This window comes from Gilvimarinus algae, from assembly GCF_030518215.1.
In the GTDB taxonomy this organism is placed as follows: Bacteria; Pseudomonadota; Gammaproteobacteria; order Pseudomonadales; family Cellvibrionaceae; genus Gilvimarinus; species Gilvimarinus algae.
Window position 1 is genome coordinate 356,814 of record NZ_JAULRT010000060.1, and the last position, 21,465, is coordinate 378,278.

Here is a 21,465-nt window from a genome sequence, read left to right on the forward strand (position 1 = left end):
GGTGTGGCAAGGCCTCGCGGCGGTTACGCAGGGCTCGTTCACAAAGTTATCCACAGCAAGTGTGGACAAGCCCTTTCTCATCAATGGCCGCGCTGACGGTGTCGGTCGAAATCCCTTAAAATAATCGTTTTGGCTACGGAGACAGTTGATGCAACAGTTACCCGAAACCCTGCGGGAAAACGTCCGCTTACTGGGGGAGTTACTGGGCGAGACCATTCGCGACCACGAGGGCGAAGAGCGTTTTAGCAGGGTCGAACAGATCCGCCAGTTGGGCAAGAGTATCAATCAGAGCGAGGAGGAAGACTCCAGCGCACTGGTGGAAATTCTGGGCGAGCTCGACGATGAGGACATACTCCCCATCGCCCGTGCGTTTAATCAGTTTCTCAACCTCGCCAATATCGCCGATCAGGAATACGGCGCCAGCGCCGAGGCCGAGCCCGAGGATGGCCTCAAGGCCATGCTGCTGAATTTTTCCGAAACCTACGGCCGCGACAAACTCTCCGAGGTGGTGCGCAATCTGCGCATTGAGCTGGTACTGACGGCGCACCCCACCGAGGTGACGCGCCGGACCCTGATTCGCAAATACGACCAAATCGTCAACACCCTGTCGGATCAGCAGCGCGGTAACCTATTGTCCTTTGAAAAGGACAAAGTCGTGGGTCGTCTGCACCGCCTGGTGGAAGAGATCTGGAGCACCGATGAAATCCGTGCCGAACGGCCCACCGCGGTGGACGAAGCCAAGTGGGGCTTTGCTGTCATCGAGAACAGCCTCTGGCAGGCCGTGCCCGATTTTATCCGTCATCTTGACCGGCTCTGTTGCCGGCATCTTGACCAGTGCCTGCCGCTGGATCTGCAGCCCTTCCGGTTTTACTCGTGGATGGGCGGCGACCGCGACGGCAACCCCAATGTCACCCACGAGGTCACCCGCGAAGTTCTGCTGCTGGGCCGGTGGATGGCCGCCGAACTCTACCTGCGCGATGTCCAAAACTTGGCCGGTGATTTGAGCATGCACGCAGCCAGCGCCGAGTTTCGCGAGTTGGTGGGCGAGTCGGATACACCCTACCGCGATTATCTCGCCGAGTTGCGTCGTCGCATTCAGGCCACGCTCGACTGGGCCGAAAGCACGCTCAAGGGCGAGGAGCCTGCCCGCCCTCAGGGGCTGATCGAGTCGCGGCAGGATCTGCTCGAGCCCTTGATGCACTGCTACCGCTCGCTCAACGAAGTGGGCTTGCCGCACATTGCTAACGGGCCGTTGATGGACACCATTCGCCGCGTCCACAGCTTTGGTATAAATCTGGTTCCGCTCGATGTCCGCCAGGACGGTGAGCGTCATGTCAAAGTGATGGATGAGCTGACCCGCTATCTTGAAATGGGCAGCTACCTTGAGTGGAGCGAGGCCGAGCGCCGGGAGTTTTTGCTCAAGCATCTTAAGGATCGCCGCCCATTGCTGCCGGCCCATTGGCCGGTGAGCGACGAGGGGGCAGAGGTGCTGAAAACCTGTCGCGTTATTGCCAACGAGCCGCGCGAGACGCTCTCCACTTACATCATTTCCATGGCGCAGCAGCCCTCCGATGTTTTGGTGGTGGCGCTGCTTCTAAAAGAATGCGGCATGAGCTGGAACATGCCTATTGTCCCGCTGTTTGAAACCCTGGATGACCTGGATCGCTCGGCCGAGGTGATGGATCTGCTCTGGCAGCTGCCCTGGTATCAGGAGTACACCGGCTCGGCCCAGACGGTCATGATCGGCTACTCAGACTCGGCCAAGGACGCCGGCAAGTTTGCCGCAACCTGGGCGCAGTACAAGGCGCAGGAAAAGCTGGTGGCTCTGGCGGACAAGCACGGTGTGGACCTGGTGCTGTTCCACGGTCGCGGTGGCACCGTTGGCCGCGGCGGTGGCCCGGTGGAAAAAGCCATGGCCTCACAGCCGCCTGGTTCGGTGAAAGGCAAGATTCGGGTGACCGAGCAGGGCGAAATGATCCGCTACAAATTCGGTTTGCCGAAGGTGGCTTTCTCGAGCTTTTCCACCTACGTGGTCGCCACCTTGCGGGCGACGCTGGAGCCCCACGCCGCGCCGAACGATGAGTGGCGGGATCTGATTGAGCGCATGGCTCAGGCCAGCCTTGAGGGTTACCGCCGCGTGGTGCGCGGCCATCCGCAGTTTGTCCCTTACTTTCGCTCACTGACGCCCGAGCAGGAGCTGGGTTTGCTGGCGCTGGGTTCGCGTCCGGCCAAGCGCAAGGCGACCGGCGGCGTAGAGAGCCTGCGGGCGATTCCCTGGGTGTTCGCCTGGATGCAGGTGCGGCTCAATTTGCCGGCCTGGCTGGGCACGCGTCAGGCGCTGGAGTTTGCTCTGGAAAATTCGCCTTCGACGCTGAGTGACATGGTGGACAACTGGCCCTTCTTCTCGGCGTTTTTGGACTTGCTGGAGATGGTGATCGGCAAAGCCGATACCCCCATTGCCGCCTACTACGAAAAGCAATTGGTGCCAGAGGAGCTGCACCCGCTGGGGCAGGAGTTGCGCGCGGACCTGGGAGCGCTGGAGGTATTGATCAACCGCATTAAAAAGCAGGACAACCTCTTCGATGCCGACCCGGTGCTGCGTCAGACACTCAGTGTGCGCAAGCCCTACATCGATCCGCTCAACTATCTGCAGGCAGAGCTGCTCAAGCGCTATCGCAGTGGCAAGCCTTTTAGCAAAGAGCTGGAGCGGGCGCTCAAGGTGACCATGGCTGGTATCTCGGCAGGTATGCGCAACACGGGCTAGTCCTGGCGTTTTCCAGCTGTCACGTAACAAGGCCAGATCTTCGGATCTGGCCTTTTTTTCGCCTCAATATCCTGCCGCCGGCTTCTTACCGCTTGCTCATGGTTCCCTTGTGTGTATACTGTGTATATACTATATGCACAGTTGGGGATGAATGTGGTTGAAGGGTTGTTTCTTTCCCAGGCCGATAGTCGGCCGATGTATCTGCAGATGATGGAGCAGATCAAACTGAAAATTATGGCGGGTGACTGGCCCCCGGGCTTTGCTTTGCCGTCGATTCGTGAGCTGGCCGCGGCGACGTCAGTCAGTGTGATCACGGTTAAGCGCGCCTATCGCGAGCTGGAAAGCGAGGGGCTACTGGTGACCCGGCAGGGGCGGGGCTCTTTTGTGGCGGGCTCCGCCGGTCAGGCCGAGCTGCGCGACTCGGAGCTAAACCGTCACCTGGACCAGCTGCTGGATGCTTCCGAGCGGTTGGGGTTGAGTGCCGAGGAGCTGTTGCTCTGCCTGGAAGCGGCGATTGAAAAGCGCCGCAATCAGCAATGAGGATGATGTTATGGCGAATGTAATCGAGATGTCGGGGGTCGCCAAGACCTATCAACATTTCAGTCTGGATCATATTGATCTGACCCTGCCAGCCGGGGAGATTATGGGGCTGGTGGGTGTGAACGGTGCGGGCAAGTCCACCACCCTGCGCATTCTGATGGGGCTGATTGCGCAGGACAGCGGCAGCGTTCGGGTGCTGGGTCATGCCCTGCCCGATGAGCAAGTGGCCGCGAAGAGAGACATCGGTTTTGCCTCGGAAGATATGCGCCTGTATCGGCACAAAGATTTGCAGTGGCATATGGGTTTTATGCAGAGCTTTTTTCCCACCTGGGATCAGAGCTACGCGAAGCACTTGGCGGCAAAATTCGACCTGGCGCTTGATCAAAACCTGAAAGGCTTTTCTCACGGGCAGCGCGTAAAAGCCAGTTTGTTGTTACTGCTGGCTCGCCGCCCAGGGTTGCTGATACTCGATGAGCCCACCACAGGGCTGGACCCGGTGGCCAGAAGCGAAGTGATAGAAGAGCTGGCGGAAGTGCTTACCGATGAAAATCGCAGTGTACTGTTTTCATCACATAACACCCACGACGTGGAGCAGCTGTCGGACACCCTGACCTTTCTCCACGATGGTCGCGTGCTGGCTTCTGAAAACATTGAAGATTTTCTCGATAAGTGGCGCTGCGTGCGTTGCAAGGGCGACCTGGCGGAAGGTGACCTGCTGCCTCCCAATGTGGCTGAGATGCGGCGAAGCGGATCCTTGGTTAACTTGAAAGTCGATAACTTTGGTGAGCCGAGTTTGCAGATGTTGCGAGACAAGGGCCTGGAAGTGGTCGAGGTGATGCGCATGACACTCGAGGAGATATTTATCGCCAATGTCAAAAGAGGGCGTTTGCAATGACTACCGATCTTGTCACGGTGAAAAAGCTGGTGCTAAAAGACTGGGACCTGCACCAAAAGATCATCGCCGGGTATATTGGCCTGGGTATTCTTGGGTTGGCGATTCTCGGTTACCCCCATGTGTGGGCTTTTTACATGGGCTGCGTCATCCTGATGACAGTAATGATTTCCGCGGGTTTTCATGCCATCAATGTCACCATTATCGGCGAAAAAAAGGAGCAGACAACGCCGTTCATTATGAGCCTTCCGGTGCGACCTTTTGAGTATGCACTGGCAAAAATTGTTGCCAACTTGGTGATATTTCTCGTGCCTTGGACAGCGATTGTGGTGGGAATCGTCTTTCTTACGCTTACCACGCACATTCCTGACGGCATACTGCAATTTTTCCTGGTGATGTGCGTGCTCCTGGTCATGAACTATTCGCTGGTGTTGACGATCACGCTGGTCTCCGAGTCCGAGGGCTGGAGCATTTTTTTTATGGTCATTGTCAATATTGCGGTCAACCCTTTTATTATGCTGACGTTGCGCAATCCCGAGTTTAATCAACATATGGAGTCTGACACTTTTTACTGGAGCGACGATGCCACGGTGATGATGTCGGTTATGTTGGTGGCAACCGTGCTCTTCATAGTCGCTGGTGCTCTGCGCCAGAGCCGTCGTCAAACGTTTATTTGAGGCCCGATCATGAATGCCAGCTCAGAACGTTTGCACTATATGGATAACTTACGGGCGATTGTGATGATCGTGGGGGTGTTTTTTCACGCCGCACTCGCCTACAGCCCGCAGTTGCACCCTGTTTGGATGAGCGCCGACACGGTCAACTCCCCGCTCGTCGATTGGGTGGCAAGCTTTCTCCATGTGTTTCGAATGCCCTTGTTTTTTGTGGTGGCGGGATTTTTTGGCGCACTGCTTGTGCGCCAGCGTGGCGTGGGCGCCATGTTGAAAAACCGGGCCCTGAGGGTGCTTTTGCCCTTTGTGATTTTCTGGCCCCTGGTGATGGCGGCAATTATCGCGCCCATGATGTGGGCCGTTCACAACGTTGAGAATCTGCCGCCTTTGCTCGAGTTTATTCAATCCATGATGGCAAACCCCGACGCGCCGCAAAGTCCGCCATCGACGGTGCATCTGTGGTTTCTCTACTATCTGGCGTTTTTCTATGTATTGATTTGGGTATTGCGTCAAGCGCCGCTCGGCGGTGTAAAGCGGTTTCTCCTTGATCTTCACCCAATGGTTGCGTTGATGGTGTTGCCGCTGTGCCTTATCCCCGGTTTGAGTTTGGCCGTGGTGCCTTATCCAGCGCCTGAGTCGTTTATCCCGCAGCTGTGGGCCTTTGGTTTTTTTGGTCTGTTTTTTGTGTATGGCTACTGGTTGTTTGATTCCATGCGTTTGTTGGATTATTTTGAGCGCTACGGGTGGGCTCTGGTCGCCATGAGTGTGCTGTTGTTTATTCCGCTGTTTTATGCATTTCCAGAAACCGTTACCCTGCAAAACGCCTATGTTCATCCGCCTTGGCCTGAGCGGGCGCTGATGGTGATCTGCATAGCCTATATCTCGGTGTTTATGTCCGTAGCGTGTCTGGTGCTCGCACGCGTCTGGCTGAATCAGCGCAACGCCTTTATGCGGTATATGTCTGATGCATCCTATTGGATTTATATCGCTCATTTACCGGTTGTGCTGGCTATACAGTATTGGCTGTTGGATCAACCTGGTGGCTGGTTTTACAAGTTTTCCGTGTCATCACTGCTCACCATGGCTATCTGTATTCTAAGCTACATACTGCTGGTGCGCTGGAGCCCTATCGGCTGGCTTCTTAATGGCAAACGTAAGAGTCTGTTGCGGCGAGCGCCCGTCGCAAGCGAGGTATAGCCTAAAGGTTTGGCGCTGTATTTGGCGCGGGGTAAGAAAAGTGTCACAACCGCGGCATAGCATCAAAGCTCCACGGACGACAGGAGCCCTGATGCCATGCGCGGATACAACCCGGATTTTCTCGACAACATTCACTTGCCTTTGCCTGATTTCAGTGCCCGGTTGGCCGGCGAGGTCCACCGATCTGCTGATCTCGATGAGCAGGTCATTGCACACTATCCCAACTACTCGGTGATCACCAACGCCCATATTGATAAGCGCTCCGCCGTGGTTGCCGCTCTGAATATTGATCAAAATCAGTATCGGCGAACGCATCGCTCCGATCGGTGGCGCACAGACAGCCGTATTGGTGAAGAAAATCAGCTGAACAACGACTATTATCGCAATAACCCCTGGGACCGGGGGCATTTGGCTCGGCGTGATAACGCCGCCTGGGGCGCGGATGAACGAGAAGCGCAAATCGCATCGGATGAGACTTTTTATTACTCCAATGCCTCATTGCAACATCAAAATCTCAACCAGGACGAGTGGCTGGCACTGGAGGACTGGGTGCGCGACTTGGATATCGTCAAGGGCGGTAAGGTATCCAGTTTTAGCGGCCCATTCTACGCGGCTCACGATCGCAGTATCACCCCCGAGGGCCGGCCTCTGGCGCTGGTACCCGCGGGCTTTTTCAAGGTGGTCTGCTTTATCAACAAGGACTCAGACGCGTTGGATGTACGCGCCTTTGTGATTTATCAGGATGAAGAGGCTTTGCGCGATCGCGCTGGCCGCCAGCGATACAACAACCTTACCTACCAGTCCACCATTACCGAGGTGGAGGCGCTGACAGGCCTGTTGTTCGACAGCCGAATCTATCATGCCAACCCGCTGTTCGCGCATATTGACAGCGCAGCGCGCGACGGCCACGGTGAGACGATCACCCCCGAGCGCTTTGAAGTGGCAAAGAGCAAAGATCTAATGGCTCGCGAAACACCCAGACCCGTGATTCGCGACGATCTCGTGGATATTTATATCGCCGGTGCCTTGCCCAGCCCCGCCGGAGAAGATCGCACCGGCGAGTGGATAGTGCTGATGAACCTCGGCGCCGAGCCGGTTTCGGTCGCCAACTGGAAGCTGGAAGACAACAGCGGTCAGCGCCTTGAGGTGCCACCGGCTCTGCTGGAGGCGGGAGAAACGCTCAAAGTCGGACCGCTCTTGCCGCTCAAACTTGGCAACGGCGGCGATGTTATCAAGCTCTTTAATGCCGCCGGTGAGCGCATAGACTGGGTAAACTATTTGAGCCACATGGTTCAGCCGGGTCGACCCGTCTGGTTTCTCGCCTCACGGGATATTTTGCGATGAGCACACACCGGCGTGCCGCTTGCGATATTCGCTGGGGGTCATGCCGGTGTGTTTCTTGAAGAGTGTGTTAAAGGTGGCTTTACTGTTAAAGCCGGCGGCATAGAGAACATCCAAAATGCTCGTCCTTTCGCTGTCGGGCCTGGAAAGTATGTGGCGCGCCTCATCAATACGGTAGCCGTTGATGAACTCATAGAAGTTTTTGCCAAAATGACGATTGATCATGGCGGAAAGCGTTTTTTGGCTAAGCCCGATGGCAGTGGCCAGATCATCCACAGTCAGCGAATGCTGCAAGTAGGGCTTGTCTTTTTCGATAAACTGCATCAGCCGATCAATATCTCCTTTCTCATAGGGCGCCCTTTCGTTGGCCTCGGGCTTGACCAGTGATTCTTCCACTGAGGCGATAATGCTTGAGTGCCTAAGGCTGAAAAATATCAACACGCTAACAAGCAAGAACGCGAGATAATTGGCTGCCAATCCTGCAGAGCTGAAGTCGAGGTTAAACCCCGAGTGAATGCTGGCCAGAATCATCAGTGCCACCAGAACGGCAATGACTCGCAACACCAAAAATCCGTCTACCAGTAAATTCAACCACTTAAAATCGATGCTCTGAATATCGGAAAAATTGTCGCGAATGCGCGCGCGATATCGTCGGATTTCAACAACACAAGCAATGCCAAACCCCAGTCTTATCAATTCCCTTAGAAGAGTTACATAATTCATATACTTGGGTGCCAAGGCCAGATCATAGCCCTGCTGTAGGGAGAGCTTCGCGTCGTTTGACAGGCTGTAGTAGAAAGCGATTTCGTATATCAGATAGGCTGCAAAAGGTATGAGGTAAACCCACTCGTGCTTTTTCGGCAGGTAATTTTTGTAGAGCACTGACCGCGTATACCACAGCAGTAAAGGCCCCTCCAGCCAATACGCGAAGCCGAACACGTAAAAGAGGTTGGGGGAAATGTCCATGGCTACATAGCGAAACTCCTCACCAAAATTGATCAGAATGTCGAGCGGTATAGCCGCGTGGGAAAACAGAAACAATGCCAGAAACAAATTTTTGGGCATGTGCCCGCGACTTACTGCGAGAAGCAGAATGGAGTACAAAATACACTGGTAGGCCGTCATTAAAAGGACGACATCGTGCGTGTTGAATATAACTGAATCCATGACCGTGTCCGATGTTCTTATTCTTAGGATAAGCGCTAAAGCGTTGTTTTATGCGTCAGGCATTCTCCCAGCTTGCAAGAAGTCAGTATATCAGGTCATTGCAGCCAGTCGTTGTAGTAAAAAAATGCGGTGTAGAGATTCGCGCCAACCCCCGTCATTGCTGCGCTCTGGGCGTTCAAACTTTATCTGAACGTTCAGGTACAGGCAGCGTCCGCGTTTCGGTCGACGTCTCCTGAACGGTGGCGGAGTATCTCCGTCGGATCTCATCCGGAAAACAAAAGCTCTTTCTGCGCAGCCCACGCGGTAAGTTTTATGGATGTCTAACAGACTGAACCAGTTGAGAGCCAATGAAAATGATCAATGCGAGCGTTCAGTGCCCTTGATCGACAAAACTCTAATAAAGTGAAGGAGGAATAGCGTGTGAAATCGTCATGCAAACTTAAACAATGGGTGGTTGCGACCGCCGCTCTGCTTAGCGGTGGTTTGGCCCACTCAGCTGAAATCAATGTTATCGAGAACGCCACTTTTCCAGAAAATAGCTATTACCCTTGGGCAGCCAACGTCTGGGCCGGTGACGCAACAGCCGGTGTTCGAGGTGGCGGTAACCCGAGCAATCGTTTTTGCCTGGAGATGAACAACCCAAGCGCGAATGAGTGGGATATCAACCTTCGCCATGAAGGTATACCGCTCATTGCGGGACAGGCGTACCAATTCAGTGCCGACGTTTGGACGAGCACAACTGTCGATATTAAAGTAGCGACTGGTAGTCCTGACGCTGATTTCCACTTTGGCACTTTTGGTAACGCAGATGGTCCTCATTTCAACGTTGATGGAGCCCCTCTGACAGGGACGCCGCAAACCATTTCACGAACCTTTAATGCACCAACGTCAAGCGCGAGCGGGCCTCTTCCGGCGGAAACCACCGGTTGGTTTGATTTTCAGCTTGGTGGGGGGCTAGTGCCCGCGGGAGCAACAGTTTGTTTTGATAATGTGCAGCTTATTACCGAAGCTGAGGAGGAAGAGCCAAAAGTAAGCCAGTCGCCCGTCGAAGTAAACCAACATGGCTATTTGCCGGGTTGGCCGATGAATGCGGTGTATGCTCTGCCGAGCGGTGTCGCTGATACACAGACTCCCCGTGCCTGGGCACTTTACCGAGAGGGTATTGCAACCGCAGTGAAAACCGGGGGAACCAGCTCTTACGGTAGTTATGGACCGGCGGGCCAACAGGTGCACTTGGTTGACTTTACTGACAGCTCGCTGGCCGATGGCGATTACCACCTGGAGGTGGAAGAAACGGGGGGAGCGGATACTTATAAAAGTCATATCTTCAGCGTAGGCAGTGACCTCTATACCGATCTCAAGTACGACGCGTTAGCCTACTTTTACCACAATCGCTCGAATGCAGAAATAGACGCGAGCGTGGTAGGCAGCGAATGGGCTCGTGGCAAAGGGCATATTCAGGACGACTCTGTACAAACTATCGCCTGTAAAAGCGCCAGCGCAACCCATGACTGTCTCACCTTAGATGTTTCGGGCGGCTGGTATGATGCTGGCGACCACGGTAAATATGTCGTCAACGGCGGGATCTCTGCGTGGACGCTAATGAATCAGTACGAGCGATCCAAGCATCTGGGTGCCAATCTGGCTGACTTTGTCGATGGCAGTGATATGGCTTTGCCGGCCGGAGAGAACGCTGATGGTGTCCCCGACATTTTGAATGAAGCCGCATGGGAAGTTAAGTGGCTTATGAAGATGCAGGTTCCCGAAGGTACTAACGCGGGTATGGCGTACCATAAAATGCATTCCGAGGTCTGGGCCAATGTCCCGTGGGATCCCAGCAGCCAAGAAGCCTACGACGAAAAACGCTACATTTGGGGCCCTTCGACAGCGGCGACGTTGAATTTTGCTGCCGTGGGCGCGCAGTGCTATCGAGTGTTTAAGGGCACTGGTATTGCGTCGGATGATCCCTCTTACGCATCGTTGGCAGACGAATGTCTGGATAAAGCTGTTCTTGCTTATGAGACTGCCGCCGATACGCCTTACGTTCCGTCGCCGCCGGAGACAGTGGGCGGTGGTGCTTATCCTGACGGTTCGGGTGGAGCCTCCGCTGTGGATGATGAGTTCTACTGGGCTGCCACCGAACTTTACCTCGCTACCCATAACACCGGGTTTGATCGCGACATCTACGGCAGTGCCATAGCTGCATCTCCAGATCACCCTGGCTTCGGAGAATATGCCTCTCATCAAAGTGTTATGAATTGGCAGAATACCGGCGCTCTGGGTGTACTCTCATTGGCGACTGTTGGTGAAGCCTATGCTGCAGATAGCAGCTGGGTGGACGCGGCACGCGCCGCCGTGAAAGACTCTGGAGCGAATTATGCAACAGCTGCTACCGGCGCTCCCTATGGTGTTCCTTTTGATCCAGCCAATATGTATTGGGGTTCAAACTCTAACGTCTTGAACAATATGCTCGTAATGGGACTGGCTCGTGATTTTTCATGCGACACAGAAACCTATGACGAGGCGCTGCAACAAAGTATGAATTATCTACTGGGCCTTAACCCATTAGACCGTTCCTATGTCTCAGGGTATGGTAAACGGCCGGTTCGCCATCCGCACCACAGGTTCTGGGCGGATCAAGGCGACTTTCCTGCAGTGCCCCCTGGTGCAGTGGCGGGAGGGCCCAATGGCGATATCACTAGCTGGACAGAAAAGGAAAACAGTTTCTTGCCGGGCTGTGAGTCAGCACCACTGACATGCTATATGGACGATATCAGCAGTTACGCAACCAACGAAATCACCGTAAACTGGAACGCTCCCTTGGCCTGGGTAGTGGCTTACATGGACGAAGCGGCTAGCGGTGCTACTCCACAGTCTTGTGGTGGCCTCGTAGCTGAAGATGCAACTTTGGATTTGGGTTCGTCCAATACTGGCACTTTGGACCTGTCTGCTTTGAATCAAAGCCTGCCCGGGGATACGTTTGTTATTGTTGATGGTCCCAGCTTTGGCACTGCTTCAATCGATAGTGGAGTCTTGACGTACACGGTGGACACCGTGTCTAGCGAAGATAAGCTTACCTACCAAATTCACCGCGGCTCAGATGTGTCGACAGCTGGACAGGTGGCCGTACAACTACAGCCACAATCTCCACTGAGCTGTTCGTGGAATATTGTTCGCGACGTAGATGACTACAACAACTTCTGGGAAGCAGAGGTGTTACTCGAGAACAATACAGCAGATGACATCTCCAGTTGGGAGCTGTTGGTGACGGTCGGAGCAGACAATGTTGTGGGCTACGAGTGGCACGACGCTGGTTACACCAGAGTATCGGGTGATGAAGCCACGCAGAGTACCTGGTCTGTGGAGGATCGGGGATGGGATGGTTTTATTCCCGCCGGAGGTAATCGCACGCTGATTCTGTCGGGCTATGATCCTACGGTTAAACACTGGGAGTCTGGATTTGACGGCTATACACCCGCTAATGTTGTAAGCATCGGTGGCGATTGTGGCACGCCCGCCGAGAAAACAGTGGATATAGTGAGTCTTGAGGGGGGCGACTCTAACGTATTTACTGGAGACGACTTTATTACGCTAAGTTGGTATAACAACAGCGGCAAAGTTCTGTATATTGAGGATGAGCAGGGTAACGTTCTGCCGCTAACTCGCAGAGATGATCCGGTTCGTATCATTCCCGACGGCACTTGGACGAGGATGGAGGCACGGATATACCACCTGCGGGAGATGACATCGCTCGATATGTCTCCTGGTACTCATACGTGGACGGTTGCAACCGATTCGGGCTTGGCGCAGGAAATCAGCAGCTCCGTCTCATTTACGGTCTCGAGTGAGGCTGTCATGCGCTGTAGCGTCGGCGTTACCACCCGTTACAACGATGGGGATTGGCTGGGAAGCTTTGAGCTGACCAATACCAGCAATCAGGTTGTCTCCAACTGGAGCTTGCTGATGCAATGGCCCAGTGAAGACTACACCGATGCGCCGGCTTCAATCCAGAACGTATTTGGCAGTGACAAGTATACCGTGGAGCAAGTAGAGCCATGGATTTACCGGATTGTTGCAAACACCAGCATTGCGCCCGGTGAGATGCTGACGGATGTGTACCGTGGCAACGTCTGGCCGGGAAGTGATACATGGGCCGTATCGGAACCAGAGGTTACCTCCGAGCCGGGAGGCTTGCGCTGTTACTAGTCTGAAAATGGCTCCTTTGTTATGAGCTTGCGCCAGTTCGGTTTTGCGATCTGGCGCTTTTTCTATCGAGACTGGGACAGTGGCTTAAGGATCATTGTACCGCTTTCCCTCCTTTGTAGCCGCTCGGTGTAGGCCGTCAGTCTGTTTGAATGAGCCACAATATTGAGAAAATCGGGCGAATCTAGGTTGTAGAACAGCATCGGCGCCAGCATGGCATCGGCGAGTGTGAACTCACGGCCCACAAGATACGGCTTGTCACCCAATTGTTTTTCCACGATCTTCAGTGCATTCTCCGCCAAGGGACGCTTTTCGGTAATCACATCGAACCTCGGTTCGCCATTTTCTCCCTTGGGAATCAACTGCTCCAGCATAAACTGGCGCACCACATGGTAATCCACATAGTGGGTTATCAGAGAGCACCACTGATCCACCTCGGCTTTTTGTTGTGCAGAATTGCCTTGAAGTGTTTCTTCACCAAAGGTCGAATCCAGATAGCGGACAATGCTTGCGGTTTCGGCGAGGACAAAATCACCGTGAAACATGACCGGTAGTTTGCCGAACGGATGCACCTTGAAGTGTTCCGGGCTGTGGGTTTCGGCCGGTTTTTCGTCAATAATTCTGCCCACGGTATAGGGAATACCCTTTTCTTCGCACACCAGTAAAACAACGCGTACAAATGTGCTGAAGGTGGGGCCGAATATATGCACTGTGTCCGTCATGACTTTCTCCTGTTGATTAACGCTCGACAGCGTTACTGTAACCGGATTCAAAATATGTTAAAGAACATACTTTAAGGCTGTGTTTATATAGGTTGGGAGGTATTGCCAATGGGGTGGAAGAGTGAGCACAAGCAACAGACCAAGGCCCGCATTTTGAGCGCGGCGGGTCAGCTGTTCACGCGTTTGGGCTACGAGCGGGTCAGTATTGACGATGTTATGGCCGCAGCGGGTCTCACCCGGGGCGCCTTTTACGCGCACTTTGGCTCAAAGTCCGAGCTCTATGCCGAGGCCATAGTCACGGCAGCCATCAGGGCCAGGAATCTGCTGCTGGAGCCTCTGTCCGAAAGCCCCAGCGTGGACGCGATTGCCGCGCGCTATCTCTCGCCTGAGCGGGCGCGAGACGGAGACGCGCGTTGCCCATTGGCTTTTCTCGCCACGGACATTCATCAGCGCGACGATCAGGTGCGCGATGCCTACACGCGGGTGTTAAAAGGTTTTGCGCGCACCCTGGCTGGCAATACAACAGCGGTTGAGCTGTCACCGCAAACGCTCAGGCAGCTTGTGCTTTTGGTGGGCGGTTTGGCGCTGGCCCGCGCGGTCAATGATCCGGCCCTGAGTCAGTGCCTGCTGGACGCCTGTCGCCAGGGTGTTAATGGTTGAGCCCTCAGTCAGCCAGCGCGGCAAAGTTGGCGTTTATTGTTCGTGCTAAATCCTGTGGGGCCAGAGCGATCTCAAGGCCGCGCTTGCCGGCGCTGACATAGAGTAAGTCGAGCCCTTGCGCTGAGTCGTGGATAAACGTGCGCAGGCGCTTTTTCTGGCCCAGAGGGCTGACGCCGCCCAATACGTATCCGGTCGTGCGCTCCACTTTGCTCGCCTCTGCCATTGCGGCTTTTTTAGCGCCCGCCGCTTTTGCCAGACTCTTGAGGTTTAACGTGGTGTCTACGGGTACCAGCGCCGCGACCAGCTCGCCGGTGTTCAGCTCAGCGATCAGCGTTTTAAACACCGCTTGCGGTGCTACCCCGAGCTTTTCGGCCGCTTCCAGTCCATAAGAGGCTGCCGATGGGTTGTGGCTGTACTCGTGTATCTGGTGAGAAATTTTCTGCTTTTTCAGCAGATCAATGGCCGGGGTCATGGGGCATTGCATCCATAAAATCGGAGTCATTCAGCGTGTAGCGCAAGTGGTTGACGCTAACGCCATAGAGGTCTTCGGCTTGAATAACTTTGCGCGTACATTGAAAGCCAAGCCGTTGGGCGATAGCAATGCTTTTGAGGTTGCCCTCGGCAACGTTGAGTGTGACGGTGCCGAGGGCCCGCTCGGTAAAACCAAACCGCAATAAGCGCTGGGCGCAGCGCGTCATAAGTCCCTGGCCGGTGTGTGCTTCACTCAGCCAGTAGCCGATATTGGCCGTGCCACTGGCCCGGTCCATCGCATCCAGTGAGCAGGTGCCCACCAGCTCGCCGTGCCAGCTTACGGCAAAGACTTCGGCCTCGCCGGTGGCACGATTATTTTGTGCGCTGCTGATGAACCGCCTGGAATCGGCCACCTGGATGTTGCTATCCAGCCAGGGCAGCCATTCGCGCAGATACACACGATTGCGCTCAATACACGCAAACAGCGCCTCGGCGTCCGCCTCTTGCAGTGTCCGTAGCGCCAGTTGGGGCGCTACCGCCAGTGTTCCTGAGTCCGTCATTGAGTCAGTCGACTTTAGCCATGTTAGTAGCTGCCATATTTAATCACAATTGATCATCGCTTTGCCGCAAACCAGCCGCTCGCGGCCCTATTGCTCTGTTGCAATGACTGTGACTGAAACATCCTCAACGGAGTACAGAATATGCGGATTGGATATTGGTGGCGGCTGGCGGCCACGGCGTTATTGGGGCTGGCATCGATGAGCCAGGCAAGCGAGACGGCCGAAGCCGGGAACCTGGTGTACACCTCGGGGAGCCAGGGCAGTGCGCTGCATCTGGGTACCCGGCTCGATATCAATGTGCAGGGGTTGCAGGCGCAAGTACGGGTGGCTCAGCGCTTTCAAAATACCAGCAGTGAGTGGGTCAATGCCGCCTACGTATATCCGCTGGCGGAAGACAGCGCGGTGAGCGGCTTGAAAATGCTGGTGGGCGAGCGGGTGATTGTCGGCGAGATCAAGGAAAAAGCCGAGGCGCGTAAAACGTTTGAAGCGGCCAAGGCCTCCGGCAAAAAAGCCACGCTGGTAGAGCAGCAAAGGCCCAACCTCTTTCGCCAGGAGGTGGCGAATATTGCACCGGGTGAAATCATTGAGGTGCACCTCGTTTACAGTCAGCAAGTGATTTACGATGCCGGGGAGTTTCGCCTGCGTCTGCCAACCACCCTGACCCCGAGGTACATTCCGGGCGTGAGCCGCGCCGAGTTGCTCGGCAGCGCCAGTGTGCACACCGGCGCCTCTGGTTGGTCGCTGCCCACCGATCAGGTCGAAGATGCTCACTTGATTACCCCGGCGCAGCACCACAACACGCCGGGCAGGCTGCTCAATCCAATGTCGCTCAATCTTGCGCTCAATGCCGGTATGCCCCTGGCTAAAGTAAACAGTGCGACCCACAAGTTGGCCATAGAAAAGCCGGCGGGAGCGGCGCAGGGTGTGCGCAGCATCCAGTTTGCCGCCGGTGAGGTGAGTATGGATCGCGATATCGAACTCAGCTGGCTACCCGAGCCCCAGGCGGCTCCCGTTGCGGCGCAGTTTGTCAGTCAGTGGCAGGGCGAGCGCTACGCGCAATTGATGCTGATGCCGCCGCGCGAGCTGGCCGAGCATCAGGTGTTGCCCCGCGAGCTTATTTTAATCGTGGATACCTCTGGCTCCATGGCCGGCAACTCCATTGAACAGGCCCGCGCCAGCAGCCTGCTGGCGCTCAATCAGCTGACAGAGCGCGATCGCTTTAACGTGATTTTCTTTAGCAGCAGTACTCACACGGTGTTTGAGCAAGCGGTGGCGGCCACGCCGGCAAACCTGGCCAGTGCACGCCAGGCGATCGAGAGGATGCGAGCCGACGGCGGCACCGAAATGCACTCGGCCCTGTCCCGTGCGTTTGATCACGACAGCAGTGGCGAGCATCTGCAGCAAATCGTGTTCGTCACTGACGGCAGCGTGGGCAATGAATCGGCACTGCTGACGTTAATACACCGCTGCCTGGGCGATGCGCGCCTGTTTACCGTGGCCATCGGCAGTGCGCCCAACCGGTTCTTTATGCGCCGCGCCGCCGAGTTCGGACGCGGCAGTTTTACTGAAATTGCCACTGCCGATCAGGTGCAAGAACGTATGGCCGGGCTTTTGTCCAAGCTGCAAAAACCCGTGGTGGCCAATGTGCAGATTGACTGGCCACAACCGGTAGAGGCGTTTCCGCGCACGGTTCCGGATTTGTATTGGGGCGAGCCTATCCTGGTCACGGCTAAGCTTCCGCCCTGGCCGTCGCGCTCCGATGCCCGGGTTGTGATTACCGGCGAAAGCGCGGGTAAGCCCTGGCAGCGGGAGCTGGTATTGAGCGCCGGCGAGGCGCCTCTGGCCGATGTCGGTGTGCCGGTCCTGGCGCAGCGTTTTGGCCGGGAGAAAATCGCTTTTCTGGAGGATGAAGCCTATCGCGCGGGCAATAGCGAGCAGGCGCGCGATACCGTCCTGCCGGTGGCACTGCAGTACCAATTGATGTCGCGCTTTACCAGCCTGGTGGCGGTGGATAAAACGCCCTCGCGCCCGGCGCAGGTCACGGCCAAAGACGGGGCGATTGCCAATGCCATGCCGGCCGGCTCAGGTATGCAGGCGGTGGGTTATCCGCAAACGGCCAACGGTTTGCTATGGCACTTGCTGATGGGGGCGCTGGCTTTGGTGGGGCTCTTGGTGTTGAACTCGCGGGGGGTGGTGTATGTCCGCACGGAATTCACGGCCGCTGCCGGCCGGTCATAAAGGGCGCTTGTGGATCAGTGCGCTGTTGCTGTTGGTGCTACTGTGGCAGTGGGGCAACGCTTTTGGCATTGAACTCAAGGCGCAGCTGGCCCAGATGTTGATTGAGCGCGCCTGGCAACAAAAGCTCGACGCCCCTGGGCTCAAGGCTGCGCCCTGGCCCTGGGCCGATACTCAGCCGGTGGGACGGCTCCAGTGGTTGGATGAGCGCGGTCGGGTGCAAAAAGACCTCTATGTCTTGGCAGGCGCTCACGGTGAGGCGCTGGCCTTTGGCCCGGGACTGATGGCCGATGCTGTGGGTACGGATCAGCGGGCGCGCGTTATCGGCGGCCACAGGGACACGCACTTTCGGTTCTTGCAAAAACTCAGCAGCGGTGATCGGTTGCGCTGGCAGGGCGCCGACGGCCACTGGCGTACCTATGTGATCAGTCAGCGCAGTATTGCCGATGTGCGCACCGAGGAGTTGTGGATAGAGCCCGCGGCCGATGCGCTCTGGCTGGTGACCTGCTACCCGTTCAATGAGCTGCGCGCCGGCGGTCCGCTGCGCTACGTAGTGCGAGCCGATAGCCTGGAGGCGGTGACACAGCAATATGCCGACGCGGGCGTCAGGCTTTAGCGTCAAAGTGTTAGCGCTTGGGGGAAGTGGCCAGTAGCGGCTTTTCCAGAGCGGGTACGAGCGAGGGGGACGGATGCTCCAGTACCAGCAGCTGGGTATCGCTGCGGCGGATCAGGGCGATGGCGTCGCCAAAATGATGGTGGAGCAATGCGTCCAGGGTGCCATCTTCCTCCACGCGCTTGAGCCCGAGCGCGATACGCTCGGCCAGCTCGCGTTCGCGCGCACTGACATAAAATACCATGGCGTGGGGGTAGTAAATTAAGGTGTGCTCGGCCACGGTTAATTGCTCGGCGGCCCGGCTGGCGGCGATTTCGTCGGCCGCCTCGGCGATGCCGAGAAAGACGGTGTCGAAGCGGCCATAGGCGAGCATCTCCAGCAGGTTTTCGTAGCGGCCGCTGTCGTTCACGGTAAAAGCATTGTGGCGCAAAATATCCGCATCGGCCCAGTGACTGCCCTGGCCTACCGTGAGGTTGCGCAGCTGGTGCTGTGCGGCGGCCTCGGCAAAGCGCTGCTGGTCGGTTTTGCGAATAATGGCGGCCCGGTAGCCGAGCAGCCCTTTCATGGTCGGGTGGGGCACCACCAGCAACCTGCCTGCGCGGGTAAAGTCATCGTCTCTGAGGCCAGAGACATAGACGTTGGCCAGCTCACCGTCGGCCACGGCCTGGCGTCCGCGCTGAGCCCCGAGGTGCTGGTTGTTGACACTCAGCCGATAGGCGGGATATTGGTCGGCGGTGTGATCCAGCACGGCCTGCAGCAGCTGCGTTTCGTAGGCCGTGCGTGCGTTCTTGCCGCCCCAGAGGGTGACCTCCATGGCGACGGCCGATGTCGCCAATAAGCTCGCCAGGGTCATGCCGGTGATCCAGCGCAGCAGGGCGCAAGACCTTTGGGTTACATGCATACATCCACCCGTTTGCCGCAGAGGCCAAGGACTCTCTCGGCGCATATTTCATTATTGTGATGGCTGTTATAGCCTTTTCACGCGTCCTTAGCAAGCTGTGACGGGGTGTATACTTGTTCTCTTTACGCATGGAGATTGCCTATGCCGGCCAGGCGCCAGCTTGAAGGATTAAAGGTTGCCAGCGCGCTGCGGGAGAGTTGCCTGGAGGAGGGCTACAGCTTCCATAAGCTGCGCGGTGACCTGCTGGCGGGTCTGACCGTGGGTATCTCTGCAATCCCCCTGTCAATGGCACTCGCCATTGCCATCGGCGTACCGCCCGAGCACGGGCTTTACACTTCGCTGGTGGCCGGTGTGATTATGGCGCTGCTCGGTGGTTCGCGCTATTCGGTGGCAGGCCCCACAGCCGCGTTTGTGGTGATCTTGCAGCCGGTGGTGCAGGAGTATGGTCTCTCCGGCCTGATGCTGACCACCTTAATGTCGGCGGTGGTGCTGGTGCTAATGGCCATCGCCCGCTTTGGCCGCGTGGTCACTTACATCCCCAATACGGTGACCTTTGGTTTCACCCTCGGCATTGCCGTGATTATCGCCACGCTGCAACTGCCGGATCTGCTGGGGTTGGTGATTACCGAACCCATGCCCGATTTTTATTTTGCCAAGCTGTGGATGATTGCTCGGCATCTGGCGACGCTGCACTGGCCCACCTTGCTGGTCAGCTTGGTGTGTGTGGTTACCATGTACGGTTGGCCGCGGTTGAACTGGCTGCCCATTCCAGCGCATTTGATCACCATTGTCACAGGCACAGCGGTGGCGCTGCTGCTGGCTTATTTTCACTACCCGGTGGCCACCATTGCCAGCTCGTTTGAATACCAGGCACCGGCTGGTCATACCGTGCACGGCATCCCCACCTTTTTACCCGAGTTCACTTTGCCCTGGAAGCAGCCGGATGGTTTGCCCTGGTCCCTGGAGATGGTCAGTGCCCTGCTGCCGCAGGCGTTGACCATCGCGCTACTGGGCGCGATTGAAGCACTCTTATGTGCGGTGATGCTGGAGCGTCTTACGGGCAAGCGCTACCACGCGAACGCCGAATTGTTTGGTCAGGGCGTGGGTAATTTGCTGGTGCCGTTTTTTGGCGGCTTTAGCGCCGCGCCTGAGCTCGCTCGCTCCACCACCAACTTTCGCGCCGGGGCTGCGACGCCTCTGGCCGCACTGATTCACACCGCGGTGATCGCCGGCTGCCTGATCTGGGCGGCGCCCTATCTCAAGCATTTGCCCATGGCTTGCATGGGCACTTTGGTGGTGATTGTCGCCTGGCGCATGTGTCACGGCCGGCAAATCGTTTCTACCGTGCGCACCGCGCCGCTGGCGGACGTGCTGGTGTTTGCGGTGTGTTTTGCCCTGACCTTAATGGTGGATATGGTGGTGGCGATTGGCTCGGCGGTGGTGATTGCCGCCATACTGTTTATGCGCGACATTGCCGCCATGACCAAGGTGCGCGACATTACCAAGCAGCTCAAACACGTGCCCCGCCCGCTGCCCGAGCACTGGCGGGTGGTAAAGATTTCCGGCCCCATGTTTTTTGCAGCGGCGGACAATATTTTTGCCGAGCTGGACGCCTTTGCCAAGGATCAGCGGGGGCTGGTGATGCATATGGACGGTGTGCCCTTGTTGGACGCCGGCGGCCTCGATGGCCTGACGGGTTTTATCAAACGCTGTAAAAAACGCAAGGTGGAACTGATTTTGTCCGACGTGCAATTTCAGCCGTTAAAGGCCATGGTCAAGGCGGGCATCAAGCCCGAAAACGGTAACTTTGTGGTCTACCCAACCCTCGCCGAGGCGCTGGAGGCGGTGCTGGATAAATCGCCGGAAGTGGCGCCGGTAGCGGATCAGGATTAGCGCCCGGAGGCAAGTGTATGAGCATTGGGGATGGGTGTTTGTTGTTTTTCATGCTGGTGGGGCTGGCCGCGTTGCCGAGCTCGAGTGTGGCGCTGGTGCTCGGGCGCAGCGCCAGCGGCGGCCTCGCTCATGGTTTGGCCACCGCCTGTGGCATTGCACTGGCCGATACGCTGTTTATTTTGCTGGCGGCGCTCGGGCTGTCGGTCGTTGCCACTTACGCGGGCCCCTGGTTTTTTCTGATCAAGCTCCTCGGCGGATTCTATTTGATCTGGTTGGGTTACCAGCTGTTCACCCGCCCGGCGCATGTACGCGCGCCTGGAAAAAGCGCTCGTGATAAGCGTTTGAGTTTCAGCCTGCTGGCAGGATTTGTGTTTACCCTCGGCGATATTAAGGCGATTGTCTTCTACGCCAGCATACTGCCCATGGTGGTAGAGCCCAGCAGTCTTACACTCGCCGAGCTGGCTGTGTTGGTAACCCTGACCTTGGTGGCGGTCGGCGGCGTCAAAGCCGCTTATGTTTTTCTTGCGCAGCGATGGTTGGCGCCCCCATCCGGCGCCGCGCCGGCTCTGCCTGCCCAAAAGCTCGTGGGCGGCGCCTTAATGGCAAGCGGTGCTTTTATTGCGTTAAAGCCGTGA

The 21,465-nt window shown here is 56.5% G+C and carries 17 protein-coding genes; 12 read left to right on the top strand and 5 right to left on the bottom strand.

Annotated features, from left to right (window positions below; all coding sequences use genetic code 11):
• The first annotated feature begins 148 nt into the window (after positions 1-148).
• From ppc to QWI16_RS14220, 6 genes are all read left to right on the top strand, one after another.
• A complete protein-coding gene (gene ppc / locus QWI16_RS14195; RefSeq protein WP_302714098.1) occupies positions 149-2,764 on the top strand; it encodes a phosphoenolpyruvate carboxylase in 2,616 nt (871 codons plus the stop codon).
• A gap of 120 nt (positions 2,765-2,884) precedes the next feature.
• Positions 2,885-3,304: a GntR family transcriptional regulator gene (locus tag QWI16_RS14200; protein ID WP_302714099.1), complete on the top strand. Its 420-nt coding sequence runs from the start codon at positions 2,885-2,887 to the stop codon at positions 3,302-3,304.
• Between the two features lie 10 nt (positions 3,305-3,314).
• Entirely contained in the window at positions 3,315-4,199 is an 885-nt protein-coding gene (locus QWI16_RS14205) for an ABC transporter ATP-binding protein (protein ID WP_302714100.1), read from the top strand.
• On the top strand, positions 4,196-4,873 hold the full coding sequence (locus QWI16_RS14210; RefSeq protein ID WP_302714101.1) for a hypothetical protein: 678 nt from the start codon (positions 4,196-4,198) through the stop codon (positions 4,871-4,873). The genes QWI16_RS14205 and QWI16_RS14210 overlap by 4 nt, the downstream gene beginning before the upstream one ends.
• A 9-nt stretch (positions 4,874-4,882) precedes the next feature.
• The gene (locus tag QWI16_RS14215) at positions 4,883-6,064 is read left to right on the top strand and encodes an acyltransferase family protein (protein WP_302714102.1); all 1,182 of its coding nucleotides are present in this window, start codon (positions 4,883-4,885) and stop codon (positions 6,062-6,064) included.
• Between the two features lie 96 nt (positions 6,065-6,160).
• On the top strand, positions 6,161-7,408 hold the full coding sequence (locus QWI16_RS14220; RefSeq protein WP_302714103.1) for a DNA/RNA non-specific endonuclease: 1,248 nt from the start codon (positions 6,161-6,163) through the stop codon (positions 7,406-7,408).
• Here QWI16_RS14220 and QWI16_RS14225 read toward each other — a convergent pair.
• Positions 7,388-8,572: a helix-turn-helix domain-containing protein gene (locus tag QWI16_RS14225; protein ID WP_302714104.1), complete on the bottom strand. Its 1,185-nt coding sequence runs from the start codon at positions 8,570-8,572 to the stop codon at positions 7,388-7,390. The two genes, QWI16_RS14220 and QWI16_RS14225, sit on opposite strands and share 21 nt — an antisense overlap.
• Before the next feature lie 420 nt (positions 8,573-8,992).
• On the opposite strand from QWI16_RS14225, the gene QWI16_RS14230 reads away from it, so the two are divergent.
• Positions 8,993-12,778, top strand: a complete 3,786-nt coding sequence (locus QWI16_RS14230) for a glycoside hydrolase family 9 protein (RefSeq protein ID WP_302714105.1) — start codon at positions 8,993-8,995, stop codon at positions 12,776-12,778.
• 62 nt (positions 12,779-12,840) lie between these two features.
• Here the strand turns inward: QWI16_RS14230 and QWI16_RS14235 are convergent, their stop codons facing one another.
• On the bottom strand, positions 12,841-13,497 hold the full coding sequence (locus QWI16_RS14235; protein ID WP_302714106.1) for a glutathione S-transferase family protein: 657 nt from the start codon (positions 13,495-13,497) through the stop codon (positions 12,841-12,843).
• Positions 13,498-13,605: 108 nt separating this feature from the next.
• On the opposite strand from QWI16_RS14235, the gene QWI16_RS14240 reads away from it, so the two are divergent.
• The gene (locus QWI16_RS14240; protein ID WP_302714107.1) at positions 13,606-14,157 is read left to right on the top strand and encodes a TetR/AcrR family transcriptional regulator; all 552 of its coding nucleotides are present in this window, start codon (positions 13,606-13,608) and stop codon (positions 14,155-14,157) included.
• Between the two features lie 4 nt (positions 14,158-14,161).
• Here the strand turns inward: QWI16_RS14240 and ybaK are convergent, their stop codons facing one another.
• Complete coding sequence (gene ybaK, locus QWI16_RS14245; RefSeq protein ID WP_302714108.1) at positions 14,162-14,629, bottom strand: Cys-tRNA(Pro) deacylase; 468 nt, start codon at positions 14,627-14,629, stop codon at positions 14,162-14,164.
• Entirely contained in the window at positions 14,613-15,188 is a 576-nt protein-coding gene (locus tag QWI16_RS14250) for a GNAT family N-acetyltransferase (protein ID WP_302714109.1), read from the bottom strand. Before QWI16_RS14250 ends, ybaK begins: the two co-directional genes overlap by 17 nt.
• 141 nt (positions 15,189-15,329) lie before the next feature.
• On the opposite strand from QWI16_RS14250, the gene QWI16_RS14255 reads away from it, so the two are divergent.
• Complete coding sequence (locus QWI16_RS14255; protein WP_302714110.1) at positions 15,330-17,426, top strand: marine proteobacterial sortase target protein; 2,097 nt, start codon at positions 15,330-15,332, stop codon at positions 17,424-17,426.
• Positions 17,386-18,039, top strand: coding sequence for a class GN sortase (locus QWI16_RS14260; protein ID WP_302714111.1), 654 nt, complete (start codon positions 17,386-17,388; stop codon positions 18,037-18,039). The genes QWI16_RS14255 and QWI16_RS14260 overlap by 41 nt, the downstream gene beginning before the upstream one ends.
• A 10-nt stretch (positions 18,040-18,049) precedes the next feature.
• Here the strand turns inward: QWI16_RS14260 and QWI16_RS14265 are convergent, their stop codons facing one another.
• On the bottom strand, positions 18,050-18,937 hold the full coding sequence (locus QWI16_RS14265) for a transporter substrate-binding domain-containing protein (RefSeq protein ID WP_302714112.1): 888 nt from the start codon (positions 18,935-18,937) through the stop codon (positions 18,050-18,052).
• A 141-nt stretch (positions 18,938-19,078) separates the two neighbouring features.
• Between QWI16_RS14265 and dauA the strand changes: the two genes are divergently transcribed.
• Both dauA and QWI16_RS14275 read left to right on the top strand, forming a co-directional pair.
• Positions 19,079-20,830, top strand: a complete 1,752-nt coding sequence (gene dauA / locus QWI16_RS14270) for a C4-dicarboxylic acid transporter DauA (RefSeq protein WP_302714113.1) — start codon at positions 19,079-19,081, stop codon at positions 20,828-20,830.
• Positions 20,831-20,847: 17 nt separating this feature from the next.
• The gene (locus QWI16_RS14275) at positions 20,848-21,465 is read left to right on the top strand and encodes a LysE family translocator (protein WP_302714114.1); all 618 of its coding nucleotides are present in this window, start codon (positions 20,848-20,850) and stop codon (positions 21,463-21,465) included.

Bases quoted from the DNA above. Each gene is read 5' to 3' on its own strand.
- QWI16_RS14215 (WP_302714102.1), top strand. From the start codon at position 4,883: ATGAATGCCAGCTCAGAACGTTTGCACTATATGGATAACTTACGGGCG.
- QWI16_RS14220 (WP_302714103.1), top strand. From the start codon at position 6,161: ATGCGCGGATACAACCCGGATTTTCTCGACAACATTCACTTGCCTTTG.
- QWI16_RS14240 (WP_302714107.1), top strand. From the start codon at position 13,606: ATGGGGTGGAAGAGTGAGCACAAGCAACAGACCAAGGCCCGCATTTTG.
- QWI16_RS14260 (WP_302714111.1), top strand. From the start codon at position 17,386: ATGTCCGCACGGAATTCACGGCCGCTGCCGGCCGGTCATAAAGGGCGC.
- QWI16_RS14250 (WP_302714109.1), bottom strand. From the start codon at position 15,188: ATGACGGACTCAGGAACACTGGCGGTAGCGCCCCAACTGGCGCTACGG.
- ybaK (WP_302714108.1), bottom strand. From the start codon at position 14,629: ATGACCCCGGCCATTGATCTGCTGAAAAAGCAGAAAATTTCTCACCAG.
- QWI16_RS14235 (WP_302714106.1), bottom strand. From the start codon at position 13,497: ATGACGGACACAGTGCATATATTCGGCCCCACCTTCAGCACATTTGTA.
- dauA (WP_302714113.1), top strand. From the start codon at position 19,079: ATGCCGGCCAGGCGCCAGCTTGAAGGATTAAAGGTTGCCAGCGCGCTG.
- QWI16_RS14275 (WP_302714114.1), top strand. From the start codon at position 20,848: ATGAGCATTGGGGATGGGTGTTTGTTGTTTTTCATGCTGGTGGGGCTG.
- QWI16_RS14265 (WP_302714112.1), bottom strand. From the start codon at position 18,937: ATGCATGTAACCCAAAGGTCTTGCGCCCTGCTGCGCTGGATCACCGGC.
- ppc (WP_302714098.1), top strand. From the start codon at position 149: ATGCAACAGTTACCCGAAACCCTGCGGGAAAACGTCCGCTTACTGGGG.
- QWI16_RS14205 (WP_302714100.1), top strand. From the start codon at position 3,315: ATGGCGAATGTAATCGAGATGTCGGGGGTCGCCAAGACCTATCAACAT.
- QWI16_RS14210 (WP_302714101.1), top strand. From the start codon at position 4,196: ATGACTACCGATCTTGTCACGGTGAAAAAGCTGGTGCTAAAAGACTGG.
- QWI16_RS14255 (WP_302714110.1), top strand. From the start codon at position 15,330: ATGCGGATTGGATATTGGTGGCGGCTGGCGGCCACGGCGTTATTGGGG.
- QWI16_RS14225 (WP_302714104.1), bottom strand. From the start codon at position 8,572: ATGGATTCAGTTATATTCAACACGCACGATGTCGTCCTTTTAATGACG.